The organism is Streptomyces sp. NPDC050743 (assembly GCF_044456925.1).
GTDB lineage: Bacteria > Actinomycetota > Actinomycetes > Streptomycetales > Streptomycetaceae > Streptomyces.
Genome location: NZ_JBITGJ010000114.1, coordinates 1 through 19,562, shown reverse-complemented (window position 1 = coordinate 19,562; position 19,562 = coordinate 1). Strand labels below are relative to the sequence as shown.

Annotated in this window: 17 protein-coding genes and 1 pseudogene; 7 read left to right on the top strand and 11 right to left on the bottom strand. The window is 71.3% G+C overall.

Annotated features, from left to right (window positions below; translation table 11 throughout):
- Positions 1–117: 117 nt before the first annotated feature.
- From ACIBJF_RS45435 to ACIBJF_RS45425, 3 genes and pseudogenes are all read right to left on the bottom strand, one after another.
- Positions 118–1,287 (bottom strand): annotated as a pseudogene (locus tag ACIBJF_RS45435) (sigma-70 family RNA polymerase sigma factor); the annotation flags it as partial.
- A gap of 55 nt (positions 1,288–1,342) precedes the next feature.
- Positions 1,343–1,843: a hypothetical protein gene (locus tag ACIBJF_RS45430; RefSeq protein ID WP_399183313.1), complete on the bottom strand. Its 501-nt coding sequence runs from the start codon at positions 1,841–1,843 to the stop codon at positions 1,343–1,345.
- An 81-nt stretch (positions 1,844–1,924) separates the two neighbouring features.
- Complete coding sequence (locus ACIBJF_RS45425) at positions 1,925–7,753, bottom strand: TIR domain-containing protein (protein ID WP_399183311.1); 5,829 nt, start codon at positions 7,751–7,753, stop codon at positions 1,925–1,927.
- Between the two features lie 101 nt (positions 7,754–7,854).
- Here ACIBJF_RS45425 and ACIBJF_RS45420 point away from each other — a divergent pair, with 101 nt between their 5' ends.
- Together ACIBJF_RS45420 and ACIBJF_RS45415 are read left to right on the top strand one after the other, a co-directional pair.
- The gene (locus ACIBJF_RS45420; protein WP_399183310.1) at positions 7,855–9,138 is read left to right on the top strand and encodes an SLC13 family permease; all 1,284 of its coding nucleotides are present in this window, start codon (positions 7,855–7,857) and stop codon (positions 9,136–9,138) included.
- Positions 9,139–9,203: 65 nt separating this feature from the next.
- A complete protein-coding gene (locus ACIBJF_RS45415) occupies positions 9,204–10,703 on the top strand; it encodes an IS1182 family transposase (protein WP_399183308.1) in 1,500 nt (499 codons plus the stop codon).
- Positions 10,704–10,843: 140 nt separating this feature from the next.
- Here ACIBJF_RS45415 and ACIBJF_RS45410 read toward each other — a convergent pair whose 3' ends face one another.
- From ACIBJF_RS45410 to ACIBJF_RS45375, 8 genes are all read right to left on the bottom strand, one after another.
- Positions 10,844–11,050: a DUF397 domain-containing protein gene (locus ACIBJF_RS45410; protein ID WP_399183306.1), complete on the bottom strand. Its 207-nt coding sequence runs from the start codon at positions 11,048–11,050 to the stop codon at positions 10,844–10,846.
- The gene (locus ACIBJF_RS45405) at positions 11,022–11,861 is read right to left on the bottom strand and encodes a Scr1 family TA system antitoxin-like transcriptional regulator (protein ID WP_399183304.1); all 840 of its coding nucleotides are present in this window, start codon (positions 11,859–11,861) and stop codon (positions 11,022–11,024) included. The genes ACIBJF_RS45410 and ACIBJF_RS45405 overlap by 29 nt, the downstream gene beginning before the upstream one ends.
- Before the next feature lie 149 nt (positions 11,862–12,010).
- Positions 12,011–12,985 carry an inositol monophosphatase family protein gene (locus ACIBJF_RS45400; protein ID WP_399183302.1) on the bottom strand — a complete coding sequence of 325 codons (975 nt, stop codon included), beginning with the start codon at positions 12,983–12,985 and terminating at the stop codon, positions 12,011–12,013.
- Positions 12,969–13,625: a hypothetical protein gene (locus ACIBJF_RS45395; protein WP_399183300.1), complete on the bottom strand. Its 657-nt coding sequence runs from the start codon at positions 13,623–13,625 to the stop codon at positions 12,969–12,971. The genes ACIBJF_RS45400 and ACIBJF_RS45395 overlap by 17 nt, the downstream gene beginning before the upstream one ends.
- 55 nt (positions 13,626–13,680) lie before the next feature.
- Positions 13,681–14,637, bottom strand: a complete 957-nt coding sequence (locus ACIBJF_RS45390) for a hypothetical protein (RefSeq protein ID WP_399183298.1) — start codon at positions 14,635–14,637, stop codon at positions 13,681–13,683.
- 184 nt (positions 14,638–14,821) lie between these two features.
- The gene (locus ACIBJF_RS45385; protein ID WP_399183296.1) at positions 14,822–15,232 is read right to left on the bottom strand and encodes a hypothetical protein; all 411 of its coding nucleotides are present in this window, start codon (positions 15,230–15,232) and stop codon (positions 14,822–14,824) included.
- Positions 15,233–15,490: 258 nt separating this feature from the next.
- Entirely contained in the window at positions 15,491–15,826 is a 336-nt protein-coding gene (locus ACIBJF_RS45380) for a carboxypeptidase-like regulatory domain-containing protein (RefSeq protein ID WP_399183294.1), read from the bottom strand.
- Positions 15,827–16,047: 221 nt separating this feature from the next.
- On the bottom strand, positions 16,048–16,659 hold the full coding sequence (locus ACIBJF_RS45375) for a TetR/AcrR family transcriptional regulator (protein WP_399183292.1): 612 nt from the start codon (positions 16,657–16,659) through the stop codon (positions 16,048–16,050).
- A 194-nt stretch (positions 16,660–16,853) separates the two neighbouring features.
- Between ACIBJF_RS45375 and ACIBJF_RS45370 the strand changes: the two genes are divergently transcribed.
- The 5 genes from ACIBJF_RS45370 to ACIBJF_RS45350 all read left to right on the top strand — a co-directional run bounded on the left by ACIBJF_RS45370 (position 16,854) and on the right by ACIBJF_RS45350 (position 19,539).
- On the top strand, positions 16,854–17,453 hold the full coding sequence (locus tag ACIBJF_RS45370) for a flavodoxin family protein (protein ID WP_399183291.1): 600 nt from the start codon (positions 16,854–16,856) through the stop codon (positions 17,451–17,453).
- A 106-nt stretch (positions 17,454–17,559) separates the two neighbouring features.
- On the top strand, positions 17,560–17,883 hold the full coding sequence (locus tag ACIBJF_RS45365; protein ID WP_399183289.1) for a transposase: 324 nt from the start codon (positions 17,560–17,562) through the stop codon (positions 17,881–17,883).
- Positions 17,884–18,355: 472 nt separating this feature from the next.
- A complete protein-coding gene (locus ACIBJF_RS45360; RefSeq protein WP_399183287.1) occupies positions 18,356–18,625 on the top strand; it encodes a hypothetical protein in 270 nt (89 codons plus the stop codon).
- Between the two features lie 34 nt (positions 18,626–18,659).
- On the top strand, positions 18,660–18,911 hold the full coding sequence (locus ACIBJF_RS45355) for a DUF5372 family protein (RefSeq protein ID WP_399183285.1): 252 nt from the start codon (positions 18,660–18,662) through the stop codon (positions 18,909–18,911).
- Between the two features lie 130 nt (positions 18,912–19,041).
- The gene (locus ACIBJF_RS45350) at positions 19,042–19,539 is read left to right on the top strand and encodes a recombinase family protein (RefSeq protein ID WP_399183283.1); all 498 of its coding nucleotides are present in this window, start codon (positions 19,042–19,044) and stop codon (positions 19,537–19,539) included.
- The last annotated feature ends 23 nt before the right edge of the window (positions 19,540–19,562 follow it).

Genomic DNA, 19,562 nt, shown 5'->3' with positions numbered 1-19,562 from the left:
AGCAGCGCCCCGTGAGCTGAGGTCACCAGTGCGGACCCGTGCCCCTGGTGCGGGTCACCCCTATTTTGAGATGGCCTTCACCATCCGGCCTGAAGGCCGGAGCACTGGCCAAGATCAAAGGTAGAAGTACTCGTTCTGCCACATCTGCTGGGTGCCGGGCGGCAGGACGTCGTGGCCGACGGCCGGATCGCCCATGCCGGTGACAGCGGGGTCGGCGCCGAGGGGGTCGTCCATGCGGCGGCCGCCGCCCGAGGCCACGTGGAAGAGCCTGCCCTTCAGTCCGGTGCAGGCGGGCATGACCAGGCTGCCGGACCGGTACTGGGTCGAGATCTGCCAGCGGACCAGCACATAGCCCGTGCCGCGCAGGGTCACGCTCTCCCCGCGGTGGTTCATGACGGCGTGGGCGCCGCCGGTGCTGGTGATCCCGGTCTCGGGCCGGTGCGGCAGGGCCCCGGGCGGGGTGTCGGGGTCCGGCGCCCGGTCCACGGCGTCGACGACCGTGCCGTACAGGCCGGCCGAAGGCGACGGGAAAGGGGTGGGCGGGGCGGAGGGGGACGGCGGGCGGGGCGCCGGTGGCCGTACGGCCGTCACCGTGGGCGTGACGGCCGCGTGCCGCTGCGGCGGACGGTCCGGGGGCCGTACGACGACGTAGGCGCCGCCCGCCACGATCGTCGCGCCTGCCGTCAGCACCACGGCGGGCTTGGTCAGCGCGCCCAGCGCCTTGGCCGACCAGGTCACCGAGGTCGCGGCGGCCATCGCCTGCTTGCCGCCGAGGGCGAGCGAGAGCGTGAAGCCGGCCGGAACCGGCACTAGGGCGATGCCGACCAGCAGCCGCTCCGCCGGGACGAGGGACTCCGGTGCCTCGCCGCAGTAGCCGCAGCCGCGCAGATGCCGGGCCAGCCGCTTGCGCCAGACCGAGTCGGGCCGCCCGTCGAAGCGGGCGGTCAGCTCGCGCAGTTCGGGGCACGCCCCGTCCAGCGCGCGCACGATGGCGCGCGCCGTCTCCAGTCGCCCCTTCATCCGCTGGACGCGCACGGCGGCGTGCTGCCGGGTGATGCCGACGGCCGCCGCCGGCTCGCGCCGGGTCAGCTCGCCCGCGACCTCCAGCCACCACAGCGACAGCAGCCGGCGGTCCTCGTCGTCCAGCCAGCGCACCGCCTCCACGACCTCGCGCCGCTGCCCCTCCATCTGCAGCCGCAGCATGGTCAGTTCCGCGAAGTCGGCGCTGTCGTGGCGGGCGTCGTCGTGGAGCCGGTCGGGCGCGGACCCGCGGCGTGCAGTTTTTCGCCCGACGGCGATCCGCTCGCCTCCCCGTAGGGGCGATCGCGCACAACTCACCTGCTCAAGCGGCCGTGAGCGCCTCCAGCCGCTTGATCTTCCGCCGTACGACGTACAGCGGGACGACCCCGAACATCCCGAAGGACATGTCGATCAGGCTCCACCAGAAGGGGATGCCCCGGATCGGCCCGCACACCAGGGCGAGCGGGATGATGCCGGCGCAGGCGATCATCGCGAACTCGACGACCCAGATGTTGCGGACGGGGTCGCGGTACGGCCCGTAGAAGGCGACCGCGATGACGAGGTGGGCGAAGGCCAGCCAGTCGGTGCCGTAGAGCAGGAACGGGTAGTCGGTGTCGGCGGTGTCGAGTCCGTCGCGCAGCCGGGAGATCCAGGCCGTCAGCCCGGGCAGATGCTCCGGCACGGACAGCGCGCGCAAGGCGCTCTCGGCCCAGCGCAGCTCGTGCACCAAGGGGAAGGCGGTGGCCCCGCTGAGGACGAGGCACACCACGAAGAAGACCAGCCAGACGCGAATGCCCTTGAGCAGGGCGGCTCTGTCGCTCATGGCATGAGCGTACGCCCACTTTTGAACGCGTTCAAAACCACCCCCTTCGCAGCCTCCCTCGCCACCACCCCCTTGCCCGCGTCACCCCAGAGGTTCGTCCAGCGGCACCTGCCACACCCCCGGCAGATGCCCGTCCAGCTCGCCCGGTTCGAAGCGGCACATGCCGACCGCGTGCCAGAACTCGCCGGTGACGTCTCCCTCGTACTTGTAGCCACCGGACGGGGACAGCGCCGCCCAGCCGCCGGGCATGCCGACCAGGGTGACCCGCAGGGTGGCCGGGCCGTCGGCGGGCACGTTCCACAGCCGTACCGTGCCGTCCTCGCCACCGCTGGCCAGCAGTGAGCCGTCGGGGCTGAACGCCACGGCGAGGATCCGGCCGGTGTGGCCGGTCAGAACAGCCGTCTCCCGGCCGGTGTCCGGGTTCCACAGGCGGACCGTACGGTCGTCGCCCGCCGTCGCCAGCAAGGGCCTCGACGGATGCACCTCCGCCGTCCACAGCTTGCCGGTGTGGCCGGTGAGCCGGTGGTCGATCTCGCCGTCCCTCCAGATCACCGCCGTACCGTCCCAGGAGGCGCTGGCGAGCCAGGAGCCGTCGGGGGCGAAGGCCACGGCGTACACCCGGTCGGTGTGGCCGGCGAGTTCGGCGGTGATGCGGCGGCCGTCCATGTCCCAGATCCGCACCTTGCGGTCGTCGCAGCCGGTGGCCAGGACCGAGCCGTCGGACCGGAAGGCGATGGCGCGGACCCGGCCGTAGTGCTCGGTGATGGTGGCGACGTGCGCCCCGGTGGCGCGGTACCACAGCCGGACCGTGTCGTCGTCGTTGGCGGTGGCGAGGAGTTCGCCGTCGGCGCTGAACGCCTCCGCCCACACGTGGTCGGTCTCGACGTCGAGTTCGCGCTGGTACTCGCCGGTGGCCGCGTTCCACAGGTAGAGGTCGCCGTCGCTGCTCGCCGTGGCCAGCAGGGGCCCGGCGGGGCCGAACGCCGCCGACACCAGGCGGTCGCTCTGGCCGGTCAGTTCGCGCAGCCGCCGGCCGGAGGCGGAGTGCCACACCCGCACGACACCGTCGTTGCCGCCGGCCGCCAGCATCGACCCGTCGGAGCTGAAGGACAGCGTGCCGACGCGCCGCCCGTGCCCGCGCAGGATCCGCCGGCCCTGGCCGGTGGCCGGCTCCCACAGCCGCACGACACCGTCGTTGCCGCCCGTCACCAGCAGCGCGCCGGGACCCTGGACCGGCGTGTCGCCGTGCGGGCGGAACTTGCACACCCACACCGAGCCGCGGTGCTCGGCCGGCTGCCGGTTCAGTGGTACGGCGACGGGGTCGGCCCGCGGGTCGATCCGCCACAGCCGGACCACCCCGGCGCTGTCCCCGGCGGCGAGCAGGGTCCCGTCGGGGTCGAACAGCACCTGGTACACGGCCCCGCGGCAGCCGCCGAGCAGCCCGGCGGAGCGCCCGCCGGCCAGGTCCCACAGCCGCACCTCCCCCTCGGTGTCCCCGCTGACCAGCAGGGCGCCGCCCGGATGGAAGTCCAGGGTGTAGACACGGCCGGAGTGCCCGGTGAACTCGTGCCGCGGGGTGCCGGTCGCGAGGTCCCACACCCGTACCGCACCGCCGTCCCGGTCGTCGCCGCGGTCGGTGGTGGCCAGCAGGGCGCCGTCCGGGCTGAACCGCGCCCGGTACACCGCGCCGCGATGGCCGGGCAGTTCGCCGGTTTGCCGCCCGGCCTCCAGGTCCCACAGGCGTACGGCGCCGGACGCGTCCCCGGTGACCAGGGCGGTGTCGCCCGGTGCGAACGCCACGGTGTAGACGGGCGCGGAGTGACCGGGCAGCCGGTGCAGCGCGGTGCCCGAGGCGGTGTCCCACACGGTGACCACGCCGTCGGCGTCGCCGGTGGCCAGCAGGGCGCCGTCGGTGTCCAGGGTGACCGGCCAGACGCCGTCCGGATGGATCTCCAGCCGGTGCGCACAGCGGCCGGAGACCGGGTCCCACAGGCGCACGGTGCCGTCGGAGCTGCCGGTGGCCAGGACCCGGCCCCGGAACTTGACCGCGTACACCCGGCCGGTGTGGCCCTGGAGGGTCCGCAGCGGGATCCCGGTGGCGGCCTCGCAGACCAGGACGCCGCCGTCCTCGCTGCCGACGGCGAGCAGTTCGCCGTCGGGGCTGTAGGAGATGGGTTCGGGCAGCCGGCTGGTGCGCATGTCGAAGCCGTACGGCACACCGACCGCGGAGGGCCGGAAGCCGGAGTCGACGGCCATGCCGGGCGCGATCGCGGCGGTGGCCAGCTCGGGGCTGCGGTCCAGGGGGCCGGTGGTCGCCGCGATCAGCGCCGCCCGCCGCCACCGGCCGCCGTCCACGCGGGCGCCGGTCAGGTCGGTGCCGATCAGCCGGGCCCGCCCGAGGTCGGCGCCGCGCAGGTCCGCGCCCGTCAGATCGGCGCCGTCGAGCCGGGCGCCAGCCAGCCGGGCGCTGCGCAGGACGGCACCGGAGAGGTTGGCGCCGACCAGCCGGGCGTCGGTGAGGTCGGCGCGGGTGAGGTCCACCCCGGAGAAGTCGCGGTGGGACAGGTCCTCCCCGGCCAGGGCGGCGCCGCGCAGATCGGTGTGGGCGGGCACGCGGAGCCGGCTGAGGATCTTCACGGCGTTGGCGCGGGCCGCGTCCGGAGAGGCGTCCGCAGAGGCGCCGGACAGCTCCCGCTCGGCCCACGCCTGACAGATCCGGTGGTCGGCGAGGTCGCACAGGAACTCGACCGCCAGCTGGCTGAGCTGGCGCCGGTTCAGCAGGCCGCCGTCGCCGGCGGTCAGCCGGCGGCCGCACTCGCGGGCGACCAGCCACTCCACCACCGAGCCGTGGATGAACCGGAACACGCCGTCCTCGCTGCGCACCAGCAGGCTGCCGGAGCCGATGGCGTGGGCGGTCTGCGGCACCGACAGCCGGGCGTCGGCGAGCCCGGTCAGGGTCTCGGCGACATCGGTCAGCTCGTCGAGGCGCAGCGAGTCCTGCCCGCTCTCCCACAGCCGCAGGGCGAGCGCGGTGACCGCGTCCCACAGCTGGTCCAGGGAGAGTCCGGGCGCCCGGCCGGGGCTGCCGCTGCCGCGCTGGACCTCGAAGTTCAGCCAGGCGGTGAGGACCTCCTCGTACAGCCCGGCGGGGCTGAGGGCGCGCCCGGCGCCGGCGACCGCGCGCAGCCGGTCGTCGTCGAGGTCGGCGACGAAACCGAGCAGCCGGGGGTTGCGGCACAGGGCGAGCAGGTCGGGGATGGCGTCCAGCAGCCGCAGCCGGTGGTCGGCGGTGCGTTCGTCGCCGTCGTAGCGGTTGACCAGGTAGGCGCGGATCTGCCGCGGGCTGAACTCCTGCACGGCCAGCACCCGGCGGTGCGGGAGCAGGCCGACGCGTTCGCCGAGCGCGGTGAGCACCTGGCCCTGGGAGCGGAAGTGCTGGGTACGGCTGGACACCACGATCTTGGCGCTGTCCACGGCGGAGTCCAGCAGCACCTGCAGCCGCTCGGCGGCGCGGTCGTAGGTCACCTGGTCGACAAGTTCGTCGAAGCCGTCGAAGAGAAGCACGATCCGGCCCTGCTGGAGCATGTACCTGAAGGCCCGCAGATCGATGTTGTCCACGCCGTGCGCGGCGAGGTGCGCGGCGACCAGGCCCTCGAACGAATAGGCCCGGTCCAGCGCGTTCAGCTCGATCAACAACGGGACCAGGTGCGGCAGTTCGGCCGGGACCCGGCGGGCCAGCTCGCGCAGCGCGAAGGTCTTGCCGTGCCCGAAGTCCCCGAGCAGCAGCAGGAAGCGCCCCTGGTCGGAGTCGAGCAGCCGCAGCATCTCGTCCACCAGCCCGTCGCGGTCCTCGGCGTCGAGGCGCTCCACCTCCCGGTACCGCTGCGGCAGGTACATGCCCGGGGGATAGCGCGGGTCGGTGCGCAGCCGCTCGCTCTGCCCGGCGACATAGCCGCGCAGGTCCAGCAGCCCCTGGAACTCGGTGAAGCTGCGCACCCGCACGCCGCGCCGCCGGGCCGCGTCCCGCAGCTCGCGTGCGGGCGGCGGCCCGTCGTGGACGAGTTCGGCCTCCGCCTCGGCGTCGGCGGCGTGCACCAGGGCCACGAACCGGTCGACGTCCTGCGCGGTCGGGGTGCCGATGTGGACCGCCACCCGCTGCTGCCGTACGAAGCCCGACTGGCTCCAGGTGACCAGCAGTTGCGGCACCGGCCCCTCCACCGGGCGGATCTGGGCGCCCTGGTGCCGGGTGCGGCAGACCTCGGCGACCCTGGCGAGCAGTGTCTCGGCGGGACTCTGCACGGCGCGCGGCTCGGGCTCGGGGGCGGGCGCGGAAGTGCCGTCGCCGGCGTCGTCGGGCGCTGCCTGAGCCCCGAAGGCCCGGTCGGCCCGCCGCCACTGGACCGCCCGCCGCCGCGGCTCCCCCGGCCCCTGCCAGACGGCCAGCCCCTCCCGGCCGACCCGCACCAGCTGGTGCCCGCCGGGCCGCCCGGCGCCGATCACCGGCACCTCTCCGGAAGCGGTGGCGAGGTCGGGCAGCGCGCCGGGCTCGGCCGGGCCGTGCAGCAGCAGGTGCAGCCGGGGCGCGGTCAGCCGGGTCAGCACATCGGTGTCGCGCAGCGGTCCGGTGCCGTCCAGGGCGGCCGTGCCGGCGCGCCGCACGCCGGCGGCGACGCCGCGGGCACCGGGCGAGTGCCGCACCACCCCGATCCTCAGCCACCCCTCGGTCTCGTGCGGGCGCAGCGCCTGCGCGAACCAGGCGGCCTGCTCGCGCCCGACCATCCCGTACTGGTCGTCGCGCCGATGGCTGTACGCCATGGACGAGTTGAGCCCCGCGACCACGGTGTGCAGCTCGGGCACGGGGAAGAGGGTCCACGGCTGGTCGCTGTCGAAGACGACGTCGAGCCCCTGGTACAGCTCCTGGAACAGCCGGGCGAAGTGCCGCCACTTGGGCCAGTACGGAGGCCGGGGCGGCATCTCGTCGGCCTCACAGGTGCTGAAGTACGCCTGGCAGGCGGCCTGGTTGACGTCCTGGCCGCCGGGGACGAGGGCGACCCGGTGCGGTTCGAGCCCGAGCAGGGCGCGCAGCCCGGTGAGAAAGGCGAGGGCCTGCTCGAACTCGCGCCGGCTGCCGGAGGCGGTCAGGTCCCCGGTGACGACCAGCAGATCGGGCGAGGGCGCCCCCGCGTCGGCCAGCTCGACCAGGTCGCCCCAGATCGCGGCCTGCAACTCGGTGGGGTCCTGACCCCGCCCGAAGGCGGGCCCGGCCAGCTGGAGCACGGTGACCGCCTCCCGCTCCCGGACCGCTCCGGACACCCGCGGGTACGACGGCGCCGCCGCCGGTCTGCGCCGCCCCGCCCACCCGGGCCCGCCCAGCGGCCGCCCGGGGCTCGGTACCGCCGGGACGGCGGGCACGGGATGGCCGCCCGCACCACCGGGGTAACCCGGCGGCAGGCTGGGCCGGGCCCGCCCGTCCAGGGCCTGCCGGACCCGCGCGAGCAGCAGCTCCCGGGCCGCCGCCGGGTCGGCGACCGGCACCAGGTCCACATAGGTGATGGTGGCCAGCAGCCCCTCCACCGGGATGTCCTCGACCCGCACGGTGATCAGCCGCCGCTCCGGCGCGTCCGGGTCGGCCCGCAGCGCGGCCTGCCACTCCATCCGCCCGTAGCGCGAGCGCTCGTAGTTCCGGGACAGTACGGCGATGACGGCGGCGGACTCGCTCACGCCCCGGTCCATGAAGTCGACGAAGTTCGTGCCCGGCACGAAGTCCCAGGCCTGCAGGACCGTCCGGTACCCGGCCTCCTCCAGGGTCCAGGCGATCCAGGACGCCCAGCGTTCGTCCGCCGGCGAGTAACTGATGAAGAAGTCCAATGGCCCGGTGCTGTCCCCCGGGGTGTTCTGACGAGCCACCATGTATTGATGATGCCGTGAAAAGAGAGGTTGATACCGGTCGTTTCCAGGCCTTCGACGGCGCCCTGGTCACAGCGGCGCACAAACGTGCGACCCTTCCAACCGTGCGTGCCTTATTGCTGCGTCTGCATGTGCTCGACCGGGTGGCGATCGGTCTGCTGGCGACCGGACTGCTGTGCGTGGCCACGGGTTTGCTGCCGACGGATTCCGCGTCCCACGCGATGACGCGCATCGCACCGCTGCTGGCCTTCCTGGGCACGGTCATCGTGCTGGCCGAACTGACCAGCAGGGCCGAGGTGTTCGACGTGGTGGCGGCGCGGGTGGCGAGGGCCGCGCGGGGCAGCTATCCGCTGCTGTTCCTGCTGTGCGTCGCGTTCGCCTCCGTCACGACGATCGCCCTGAATCTGGACACCACGGCAGTCCTGCTGACCCCGGTGATGCTGGCGCTCGCCTCGCGGGTGGGCATCGCGCCGGTGCCGCTGGCGATGACGACGGTGTGGCTCGCCAACACGGCGAGCCTCCTCCTGCCCGTGTCCAACCTGACCAACCTGCTGGCCAGCAACCGGGTCGCGTTGTCCCCGCTCGGCCTGGCGGGGCGGATGTGGGCGCCGCAACTCGCCGCGCTGGCCGTGACGATGGCTTGTTTGTGGCTGTTCTTCTGGCGCCGGGGCAGGCGTGGGGGGCCGGTGGTCGACGGGTCCGGTTTGATGCCGGACATGGCGCTGTCGGGGCCGGGTGCGGCGCGCGCGGCGGACGTGCGGGCGGACACCGCCGACCGCTATGTGCCGCCCGCCGCGCACCGCCCGGCCGACCCGGTGCTGTTCCGCGCCTGCGCGCTCGCCTGCGCCGGCTTTCTGCTGGCCATCCTGGTGGCCGACGTACCGCTGTGGATGGCGTCCGGAACGGCGGCGCTGGTCGCCGTGGCCGCGTTCACGGTCCGCGACCGGTCGGCGATCCGCCTCTCGCTCGTCCCCTGGCGGCTGCTGGTGATGGTCCCCGGCATGTTCCTCGTGGTGGAGACGGTCAACGCGCACGGGCTGCACGACCTGCTGGCCTCGGCGGTCGGCACCGACGGCGGCCCGCTCGGCCTGTTCCGCGCGGCGGCGGTCGGCGGCGGCCTGTCCAACGCCCTCAACAACCTCCCGGTGTACCTGGCCGGGGAGGCGGCCGTCCCCGTGGGCAACCACGACCAGCTGCTCGCCCTGCTGATCGGCACGAACGCCGGCCCGGTGATCACGCCGTGGGCGTCCCTGGCCACGCTGCTGTGGTACGAGCGGTGCCATGCGTACGGCGTACGGGTGCCGATCCGCCGATTGATGGGGACGGGCGCGGTACTGGCCGCGTGCGCGGTGGGGGCGGCGGTGGCCGCGCTGGCCCTGACGCGCTAGGAGCGTGTCTCAGTAACCGGCAACCCGCCTGTGGATCGTGATCATTCGTGCGGGATGATCACGGTATGCATGGTGGGGATGGGCTGTTCGAGGTCGAGCCGGTCGCAAAGAGGCAGCCGCAGGGTCGTCCGGCGGCGGTGGACAAGACGTTCCGGGCGTTCGACCCGCACCAGGTGTTGCTGCTGCCACCGTCGCTGGACGACTGGCTGCCGGAGGATCATCTGGCCCGGTTTGTCGCCGAGCTGGTCGACGGGGTGCTCGACCTGTCGGCGATCCTCGCGGACTACACCGAGAAGCGCGGCTTTCCGCCCTACGACCCGCGGCTGATGGTGCGGCTGCTGCTCTACGGCTACACCACCGGGGTCCGCTCTTCGCGGGCGATCGAGCGTCGCTGCATCGATGATGTCGCGTTCCGGTTCCTGGCCGCAGACCAGGCTCCCGACTTCCGCTCGATCGCCCGGTTCCGCCGCCGCCACCTGGACGCGCTGGCCGGTCTGTTCACGCAGTCGCTGCACCTCGCCTTGAAACTCGGCATGGTCAAGATGGGCCGCGTCGCCCTGGACGGCACCAAGCTGGAGGCCAGCGCCTCCAAGCACAAGACCATGAGCTACGGCCGCCTGGTCGACAAGGAAGAACGGATCGAGGCAGAGATCGCCGCCTTGGAGGCCCGCGCCCAGGCCCTGCTGGCCGACGCGGAGGCCACCGACGACGCCGAGGACCAGGTCTTCGGCCCCGACGACAAGGACACCGACCTGCCCGCAGAGCTGGACCGCCGGGAGAAGCGACTGGCCAAGCTGCAGGCCGCCCGCGCGCAGATCGAAGCCGAGGCCGCCGAGAAGGCCCGCCGCCACGCGGAGGAAAAGGAACGCCGCCGTCAGAAACGGGCCGGCACCAGCAACGAGGAAGCTGTCACCGACGCGGGCAACAGGGCCGCCGCCAAGGCCCGGCCGAAGCCGAAGGCCCAGGCCAACTTCACCGACCCCGACTCGCGGATCATGAAGAACAGCGACGGCGCCTACATCCAGGCCTACAACGCCCAAGCCGTCGTCGATGAGAAACACCAGGTCATCACCGCCGCCGACGTGACGACCAACCCATCGGACGCGCTGAACTACACCGGCATGCTCGACCAGTCCGCCGCCAACACCGCCACCCACCCCAAGCAGGCCCTGGTCGATGCCGGGTACTGCTCCGAGACCAACCTCGAAGCCGCCAAAGAGCGCCAACTGTCCTGCGGCACCGACACGTTCATGGCCACCGGCCGCCTCGGCCACGACGAACAGGTCCCGCCCGCACCCCGCGGACGCATCCCCAAGGACACGACCTTGAAGGAGCGCATGGCCCGCAAGCTGCGGACCAAACCCGGCCGGGCCGCCTACAGCCGCCGCAAGGCCATCGTCGAACCCGTCTTCGGCCAGATCATGACCTGCCACAACGGCCGCCAGCTCCTCCTGCGCGGCGAGGACGGCGCCCGAGGCGAGTGGCGGCTGCTCGCCGCCTGCCACAACTTCCGCAAGATCTTCCGCCACACCGGAGCCGCCAGACTGGCCGCGGCGCTTGCCTGACCGCCCGGCCGACGACCCTCGGCGTCGATTCCCAGACCCGAGGACAACACCTCCGACACCGACAGACCCGCGCTGAGCGGCCGACGACCGATCCCGCCGATCACGCGGCCCGGCCGCTTGCCGGTTACTGAGACACGCTCCTAGCCGCTCGTCTTCACGGCACCGAGGAACGCCGACCAGGCGGATGCCGAGAAGACGACGGCGGGGCCGGTGGGGTTCTTGCTGTCGCGGACGGGGACGTGGGTGGGGCCGGCGGTGTCGTTTACTTCTAGGCAGTCACCGCTGCTGCCGCCGCTGTACGTCGACTTGCGCCAGGTGTCAGGAAAGGTCTGCTCGCTGCGCTTCATGTTCGTAATCCTCCGCGACCGACCTGATGAGCGCCAGGGACTTACGGTGCGACAGGGCGTCGCCCAGCGCGTGATCGTAAGCCACCTGGCATTCGCGGACCACGGACGGTAGTTCCAGTATCCGGCCCGACTTCAGGCCCTCCGCATATGCGATGGGCGGAAGGTCCTCGAACCACATGAGCGACACGAATCCCTCCAGCAGGGCGTGGTAGCCGACCGAGAAGGGCAGCACGTGCACACGGATGCGGTGGCTCTCCCCCAAACCCGCGATGTGACGGAGTTGTTCGCACATCACCCGCGCGCCGCCGATCTTCCGCCGGAGCACTGCCTCGTCGAGCAGCATCCACACCTTGGGTGAGTGGAAGTCGTCCAGAATGCGAGCGCGCTCAAGCCGTGTGACAAGGAGCTCATCACGTTCCTCGGCTGTCTTGGGGGATGCACCCGAACTGAGCACCTCCCGGGCATACGCCGGGGTCTGAAGGATGCCGGGTACCAACTTTGGCGCGTACTCACGGATCTCGATCGCCTGCCCCTCGAACTCCAGCGCCTCCGCGAAGTGCTCCGCCACCTTCCTGCCGTCCAGCGTCGGCAGGAACCGCTCGAAGAACCCATCCGTGCCCAGCTCGCGGTCCAGCCGCCGCGCGTCCTCCACGTCGGGCCGCCGGCGCCCGGCCTCGATATGGGCGATGTGCGTGCGGGACATAGCGACACGTTGGCCCAGCTCCTCCTGCGTGAGCCCCGCCGCCTCCCTGCGCCGCCTGAGTTCCTCCCCGTACCGCACGCGCGAGATCGGGTTGTCCTCGATGGCCACCTTTCAACTCCCCCTCGTGCTGACTGCGTCGTCACGCTCGGTCATCTTCCGAAGGTACTCGCGCCCGCGTCAATCTGTGCACGGATCGACACTGATAGTGAAAGGCGTTGCGATGCACGACGAAGAAGACGGCTACGTCAGGGTGTTTCTCACGCTGAGGGTCTCCCGGGACGGTGGCCGGACGTGGGGACCCAGGGTGACGTACCGGCCGCCGAAGAACGCCGCGCCGTTGGACCTGTCGGGGCGGTTTCCGCCGTGTGAGTGTCCTCGGTGCCGGGAGAGAAAGGGCTGACGAGGTCCAGCAGGTGCGGCAGGAGTTCCGGGCGCCCGGCGACGAAGGAGCGCCCGGTGTCGGGGCCGCCGAATCCGCCGCCGAACTCCGCGCCGTCGAGGTGCCGCAGGGCGATGCCGGCCTCGCGGGCGAGCAGCGCGCCGGCGGGGAGGTCGATCGCCTCCGCGCGGTAGCCGACGAAGCCGTCGATGTCCCCCCGGGCCAGCATCGCCCAGGCCACCAGGGGCGCCCAGAGCTGGAGCAGGCGCCGGGAGCGGAGTTCGAGGGTGTGCCGGAGGGAGCAGGCCAGGGGGTCGTCGCGGGAGACGGAGTGGCCCTGGGTCCAGGCCAGCAGGGGCCCGGCGGCGGGAAGCGGGCGGCCGTCGGCGGGGGTGGCGAGCCGCCCGCCCGGGCCGTGCGCCCCGCCACCCCGCAGCGCGGACCAGGTACGGCCGGTCATCGGATCGTGGACGACCCCGACCACCGGTGTGTCATCGACGCACAGCGCGATGCCGACGACGTACACGGCCAGCCCGATGACCACGTTGTTGCTGCCGTCGAGCGGGTCCACCAGCCAGGTGCGGCCCCCGCCGTCCCCCGCCAGTTCACCGGACTCCTCGGCGAGGATCCGGTCGTGCGGGAAGCGGTCCCGGATCCGCCCGACCACCAGCCGCTCGGCGGCGACGTCCAAGTCCGTGACCACGTCCCCGAGTCGCCCCTTGGGCCGGGCGGCGAAGCCGTCGGGGAAGCGGGACCGCAGCAGTGCCCCGGCCTCCTCGGCGGCGCCCACGGCCGTACGGCGCTCGGCGTCGTAACCGACCGGCGAGGACCGGGGGTCAGGGTTCGGGCTCATGGATCCTCCTGAGGGCGGCCCGAGCGATCCGGGCGGTCTGGGTCGCGTCGCAGGTCCGGCGGACCATGCGGTGCCCCGGGGCGGAGGGCGGGCCCAGGGAGAGGTCCACCCGGCCGGGCAGGGTCCGGCCCAGTACCAGGGTGGCGGTGGGGTGGCCGTCGGGCACCACGCTGGTGTGGAATTCACCCGCCGGGAGGGCGTAGCTCTGGCCCCGCGCACTGGTCTGCCGCGCGCCGGGCCGGCAGCGCACCAGCCGCTCGGTGGGCCGCAGTTCGTCCACGCCGGACGGGTCGCTGAGCACTTCGAAGACCCGGTGGGTGGGGTCGCCGGTGTCGTCGTCGATGTGCACCCGCCGGTTGTCGAGTTGCCCGTACAGCACGGTGCTGGTCAAGTCCCAGCTGTGGCAGTGCACTTGGGGCACGGAGTCGTCGGGCTCCGCCTCCGGTGTGCCGAAGACGTGGACGCAGACGCCGTCGTCGCCGTCGCGCAGGATGGGCAGGCAGACGAAGCCCAGTGGATGGCGTACCGCGTGCAGGGTGCGGCGGCCGGAGACGATCCGGTCGAGTTCCGATACGGCGTGTCGTGTCAGCTCGGCGGTGGCGTGCCGCCGGGCGGCCCGTTCCAGGGCCGGGTAGTCCATGTTCCTTCCCCCCTCGGTCCCCCTCGGTCCCCCTTGGCCGGAACACGGCGCTCGCTCATCCGCGGTACGGGTTCTCCGCGCGCAGCGCCTTGTCGATGATGTCGCCGACGTCACGGTCGGTGAAGCTCGGCGGAAGCGGCAGGCCGAGCCGGTCGAGCAGACGTCTGACCTCGTCGACGGTCGGTTCGTCGGCGAGCCGGACGGCCTCGCGCAGGTCGAGCTTGACGGCCTGTTCCCGGCTCTGGTGCAGCTCGGTGACGTAGTAGTCGTACAGCGGCCGGTCGCGCTCCACGCAGAGGCTGACCCGGCTGGGGTCGTCCTGGGTGATGATCAGGCAGCTGTCCGAGAGGTCGAACCGCAACGCCGGGGCGACGGAGGACAGATGGACGTCGACCTCCAGGGTGTCCAGCCGCTGCCGGTGCCAGCTGGCGGCGACGACGGTGGCGTACGCCTCCTTGCGGGTGCGCTCGACGGTCCACTGGGCGTCATCGGGGCCGGGGCCGAAGGTGCTGCGGAACCGTGCGTAGGCGGCGCACACCTGCTCGTCGGCGGGATTGATGATGTCGATCTTCATGGTGAGGGAGCGCCGCTGCCGCTGTGCCTCCAGCACGCACTCGGGCAGTGTGACCGCGCGCAGATAGGTGCCGGTGCCGCCCTTGAACACCCAGCGGGTGGTGGTGCGCCGGGCCCGCTCGTGCGCGAGGGCGACCTCGGCGCCGGAGAGAGTGCGCACCATCGCCAGATCCTCGATGGCCCTGCTCGTCCCGGCGCTCGCGGCGCGGATGTCGGCCATCCGCCGGCGGCGCTCGGTGAGCGAGCCGTACACCAGCGCCGCGAGCACCAGCAGGGTGGCGCCGGAGACGACGTTGTCGTCCATGTTCTGGTTGAGGACGTCCATCAGCCCGACGACGAGGGCGACGGCGATGGCGACGATCCCGTCCAGGTTCCGGACCGCCCAGGCGATCGCCTCCTCCAGCCGACGTCCGGCTCCCTGCGGTGCGCTGCTCGTCACGTCCACCCTCCCCCGGCGGTGGCTTCCATCGTAGGAGGAAGGGGAGTTGGTGAGCCATGGGCCGAATCAGCCGTACCGCGAGGCACTGTCACTCGTTGTGAAGGCGCAGACCGGCGACCGTAACTGTGCGACGCGAACGGCGTGTTGACCCGGCACCCGGCACCGGCGCCGCGCGCGGACGCGCTCACGGCAGGCCGTCACGTCCCAGCCAGGCCCGCCTGACCGGTACGCCGTCGGCGTACCGCTCGACCTGTTCCGGGGGCTCGTCGGCGTCACCGGAGTCGTCATCCGCGTCCACGGGTTCGGGGACGGCGACGGGCGCGGCGGAGTCCTCCAGCAGCTCCGCCACCGTGAACCGGGTGGCGAACGACTGCCACGCCCCGTCGACCACGAGCAGAAACCCGTCGGCCTCCCTCAGCAGCCGACGGCGCACGGGGCTGCGGGGGTGCTCGGGCGCGTAACCGCGAGCCCGCCGCTCCAACTCCGCGAGCGCCTCCGCACGAGTCCCGGAGACGTGCGCCACCACGTGGGCCTCCACGTGCTTGCGCTCACCGATCCCCACGGTCGTCTCCACGACCAGCCCCCATGTCGTCATTGTGACCAGGATTGCTGGTTGGCATCAGGCGACGTTCGTGACCTGCACCGATGCCAAGTGGCTTCAGCGACTGGAGGTACGGAATCAGAGACATGGTTGGCACTTTGGTACAGCGCAGGTCATGAGGCGTGTCGCCGCAGCTGGGCAGGCAAGCGTCCAGCAGTCTCGGTCATGGGAGTCGTGGATCACCCCCCGACAGGGCGTCGCGCAAGAGGGCCCGGGCGGTGCCATCGCCCGGGCCCTCTCAGTCGGCCGGAACTAGACCTTCTGCAAGGTGAAGTTCAGCGTCGTCGTCGCTCCCCTCCTGATCCCTACCGTCGCCATCTGCGACTGATCGCCGTCGTCGGCGCAGATCACCTGCAACGGGTTCCGGGCATCGACCCACAGCCGGTAGTGGCCGCTCGCGTCGGTGATGACCGTGTAGTGCGCCCCCGACGTGGTGATCCGGACCACCGCGCCAGGCAGCGGACCCGCCGGCCCGGTGACGATGCCAGTGATCTTGCCCCAGGTCTTCGGCGGGCGACCGTCATCGACACGGGCAGGACCGGCGTCGAGTACGGGGTGTCCGTGCCGATCGCGAACTTCGCCGTGCACGTGCCCGGTTGTGTGATGTCCTCGACACTCGCGTCGACCGTCACGGTGACCGTGGCGCCGGCGCCCGGTGCGACCAAGCGGAAGATCACAGGTTTTGGGTGCCGCATCTACAAGCACGGGGCCGCGTGCCGATCATGCAAGATGCCCTGGACCGCCTGGTCGCCCGCGCCGCCGTCCCTGTGGGGAGCTATCGCTTCTCACTGACGGGGCGGATCAGAGGGTCAGTTGACGCCGGCTTCGGGGAGGGCGTGGTCGATCAGGACGCGTGCGGCCTCCAGCGCGTCGTGCCGTGGGCAGGGGCTGTCGAGGGAGGTCGACAGAGCGGTGGCGCCCTCGAGGAGGACGGTCAACTGACGGCCCAGCTGCTCCGGGGCTGCTGCACCGGCGCGGGCGGCGATGGCGGTGAGCTGCTCGGTGATGCCGTTCTTGTGCTGGTGGACGAGTTCCCGCACATCGGGCATGTGCCCTGCGGCTTCGACAGCGGCGTTGTGGAGCGGGCAGCCGCGGGTACTAACGACCCCCGAGGGCCCCGGGAACGTCTCGGCGATCATGGTGAACAGGGCCAGCAACTGGTCTTGGGGGGTGAGCCCCTCGCGGGTCAGTTTCTGTTCGATCTGCCGGGCCAGTCCGGTCTCGTAGGTGCGCAGGTATTCCTCCACCAGTGCCGTCTTGGTGGGGAAGTGCTGGTAGAAGGTGCGCGTGGAGACCTCGGCTGTCTCCACCAGGCGCGCGATGCCCGTGGCGTGAATGCCTTCTTCGTAGAAGAGCGTCGCGGCCGCCTGCAGGATGCGCTCGCGTGCCCCTCGACCGCCACGGCGCCGTGTACCACTCATGCTCTGTGTCTCCACGGCGTAAGTATAGCAGTCGCTTTACTTTGACGGCCGACTGTATTAGCGTTGCGGTAAAGCGATCGCTGTACATGGCTGGGCTGCCTGTGCCTTCGGAGCGCGGTGACACCGCCGCGCCGAGCCGTACCCCCGTCGAAGCGACTCGCCCCAACCACGATTAGGCATTGCGAAGGAATTTCATGCGATCAATTACCAACAGTCCGGTTGTCTCCATCGCCTACCACTCGGGCTACGGCCACACCGCCGTGCTTGCCGAGGCCGTCCGCGCCGGCGCCGACCAGGCCGGTGCTGTCGTGCATCTGATCAGGGTCGACGAGATCACTGATGAACAGTGGTCGGTCCTGGATTCGTCGGACGCGATCATCTTCGGCTCGCCCACCTACATGGGGACAGCATCCGGCGCATTCCACGTCTTTGGCGAGGCCACCACGAAGCGGTTCCAGTCCGGCGCGTGGCGCGACAAAATCGCCGCCGGGTTCACCAACTCCGGGTCGAAGAGCGGCGACAAGCTGCATACCCTCCAGTTCTTCAGCGTGCTCGCCGCCCAGCTCGGCATGCTCTGGGTCAGCCTCGGTCTGCCTCCGGGCGGGCATACTTCGCAGGCCTCCGAGAACGACCTGAACCGGCTCGGCTTCGCCCTTGGTGCAGGCGCCCAGTCCCCTGTCGATCTGGGGGCCGAGGGAGTGCACAAGGCAGACATCGCAACTGCAGAACACCTTGGCCGCCGAGTGGCGCACATCGCCGCGACGTTCGCTGTCGGCCGGGCAGCTGCCGCGTAAGAAGCCGTGGTCGTACCGATCAAGCGACTTGGTACGTGAGGTTCCCCCGCTGAGCTGGACAGCCTGATACTGGGACGGAAGGTCCCAGAGGAAGCAGTTCCAGGTAGTGAGCAAGAAGAGCAACACGAGCAAGCGGTACATGGCCGAGTTCAAGAGGGACGCGGTCGCGCTGGTCCATTCGTCGGGGAAGACGGTCACCGAAGTCGCGCGGGAGATCGGCGTGAGCCCGGAAGGGCTGCGGAACTGGGTGAATCAGGACAAGGCCGACCGGGGTCAGGGGCCGGCAGGTGCGCTGACCAGTGACGAGAAGGAAGAGCTTCGCCGTCTGCGGCGGGAGAACCGCGAACAGCAGCAAACCATCGAGATCTTGAAAAAAGCCGCGGCCTTCGTGTGTCCTGAACGGAAAGGGGCTGCCGATGTAGGTCGGTAGCAACTGGATGGTGCTGCACAGATGATGAGGGTTTGGCCCCTCGGAGTCGCCCCCGCGGAGGGAGGCTCCAAACCGCCTCCTGCTGCGTTGGCTGAAGACCGTCGTGGTGAGCGTCGGAGGAAAAGGCGTTCTTGAAAGGGCGTCAGGTGGGGATCGGGAAGGCGAGCGCGAGCGAACCACTGCTGATGCGTCGAAATGCTTGGACGACATCGAAACCGGGGCTTGAAGGCTCCCCGGGATAAGTCTGGCGGGTGTCCGTTTCCTGGCCAGGCGGTGTCCGGCGTGAAGGTGGCGCGAGCCCGATCTGCGGGATCTGTGCGGAACAGGAGAAGGCGTACGTCCATGCTGGGCGGGCGCCGGCGGACCGGCTCGTAGTAGTGGTGAAGTCCCTGTAATGGGGGCGGAGCGAAGGGGCCGGGTCGTTCGTGGCTTGTTCATTCGATCAACCGGAAGTGCTCCGGGAGGAATTGACGTGGATGAGCTGAAAGCACCGGTCAAGCCGTTCGGTATACCGAAGCTGCTGGTGATGGAGGCTTGGGAGAAGGTCAGGGCGAACAAGGGCGCGCCGGGCGTGGACGCGGTGGCCATTGAGGAGTTCGAGGGGGATCTGCGGGGAAACCTGTACAAGATCTGGAACCGGATGTCCTCGGGCTGCTACTTTCCGCCACCGGTGCGCATGGTGGAGATCCCGAAGCCGCAGGGCGGTATCAGGGTCCTCGGGGTGCCGACGGTCCTCGCATAGGGCCGCATCGTTCAGGCAGTCGTTGGGTTCGCTGGTGGTCACCCACCCGTTCCACCCGCTCACCGGTCGTGAGCTGGAAATTCTGTACGTCAAGCGCCGGGGCGGTGCGCTGGTCTTCGTCTGCGCGAGCGGTGCGGGCCGGAGCGTGACGCTGCCGCAGGCGTGGACCGATCGGGGGGTGCCACCCGAGGAGCACCCGCTCGCGGTGGAGGGCCTGTGTGCTGCCCGTGCGCTGGTGAATGCCCTGGTGAGCCGTGGTGCCGGCCAGGGCGGGGGCGGATCCTGATGGCACGAAAGATGTGTCGCGTGGATGCCCTGACGTGGGCGGGAGCGAGGAGCCGTGCTGCGGATCGGGGTGTTTGGCGAGACGGTGATGGTGCTGGCCAACATGGTCGAGTCCGTGCTGGGAGGCGGCCGTGAACGGGCAGTCGAAGATCACATCGTCGCACCGGTCCCGGCAGGCGGTGATCTACCTGCGGCAGTCGACGTATGTGCAGGTGAGGGACAACACCGAGTCCACCGCGAGGCAGTACGCGCTGGCCGAGGAGGCGGTGCGGCTGGGCTGGGCCCGCGAGGACGTCATGGTGATCGACGCGGACCTGGGCGTGTCGGGGAAGTTCGGGGCCGAGCGCGAGGGCTTCCGCGAGCTGGTGGCGAAGGTCTGCCTGGGCGAGGTCGGGGCGGTCTTCGGGCTGGAGGTGTCCCGCCTGGCTCGCTCGTCGGCGGACTTCGCTCGGCTGCTGGAACTGGCCCGGCTGACAGACGCCCTGCTGGTGGACGGCGACGGCATCTACGACCTCGCGGACATCAACGACCGGCTGCTGCTGGGGCTCAAGGGATCCATGAGCGGTGCGACGCGAGGGCGCACGATGCGAGTGAACTCACCGGTAGGAGGTTCGATGGTGAAGGTGTAGTTCCGGACCAGTGTCCAAGGTCC

Coding starts and splice junctions, on each gene's coding strand:
- ACIBJF_RS45430 (WP_399183313.1), bottom strand. CDS start 1,843: ATGAGCGACAGAGCCGCCCTGCTCAAGGGCATTCGCGTCTGGCTGGTC.
- ACIBJF_RS45395 (WP_399183300.1), bottom strand. CDS start 13,625: ATGGACTACCCGGCCCTGGAACGGGCCGCCCGGCGGCACGCCACCGCC.
- ACIBJF_RS45400 (WP_399183302.1), bottom strand. CDS start 12,985: ATGAGCCCGAACCCTGACCCCCGGTCCTCGCCGGTCGGTTACGACGCC.
- ACIBJF_RS45370 (WP_399183291.1), top strand. CDS start 16,854: ATGCGATCAATTACCAACAGTCCGGTTGTCTCCATCGCCTACCACTCG.
- ACIBJF_RS45415 (WP_399183308.1), top strand. CDS start 9,204: ATGCATGGTGGGGATGGGCTGTTCGAGGTCGAGCCGGTCGCAAAGAGG.
- ACIBJF_RS45425 (WP_399183311.1), bottom strand. CDS start 7,753: ATGGTGGCTCGTCAGAACACCCCGGGGGACAGCACCGGGCCATTGGAC.
- ACIBJF_RS45410 (WP_399183306.1), bottom strand. CDS start 11,050: ATGAAGCGCAGCGAGCAGACCTTTCCTGACACCTGGCGCAAGTCGACG.
- ACIBJF_RS45385 (WP_399183296.1), bottom strand. CDS start 15,232: ATGACGACATGGGGGCTGGTCGTGGAGACGACCGTGGGGATCGGTGAG.
- ACIBJF_RS45375 (WP_399183292.1), bottom strand. CDS start 16,659: ATGAGTGGTACACGGCGCCGTGGCGGTCGAGGGGCACGCGAGCGCATC.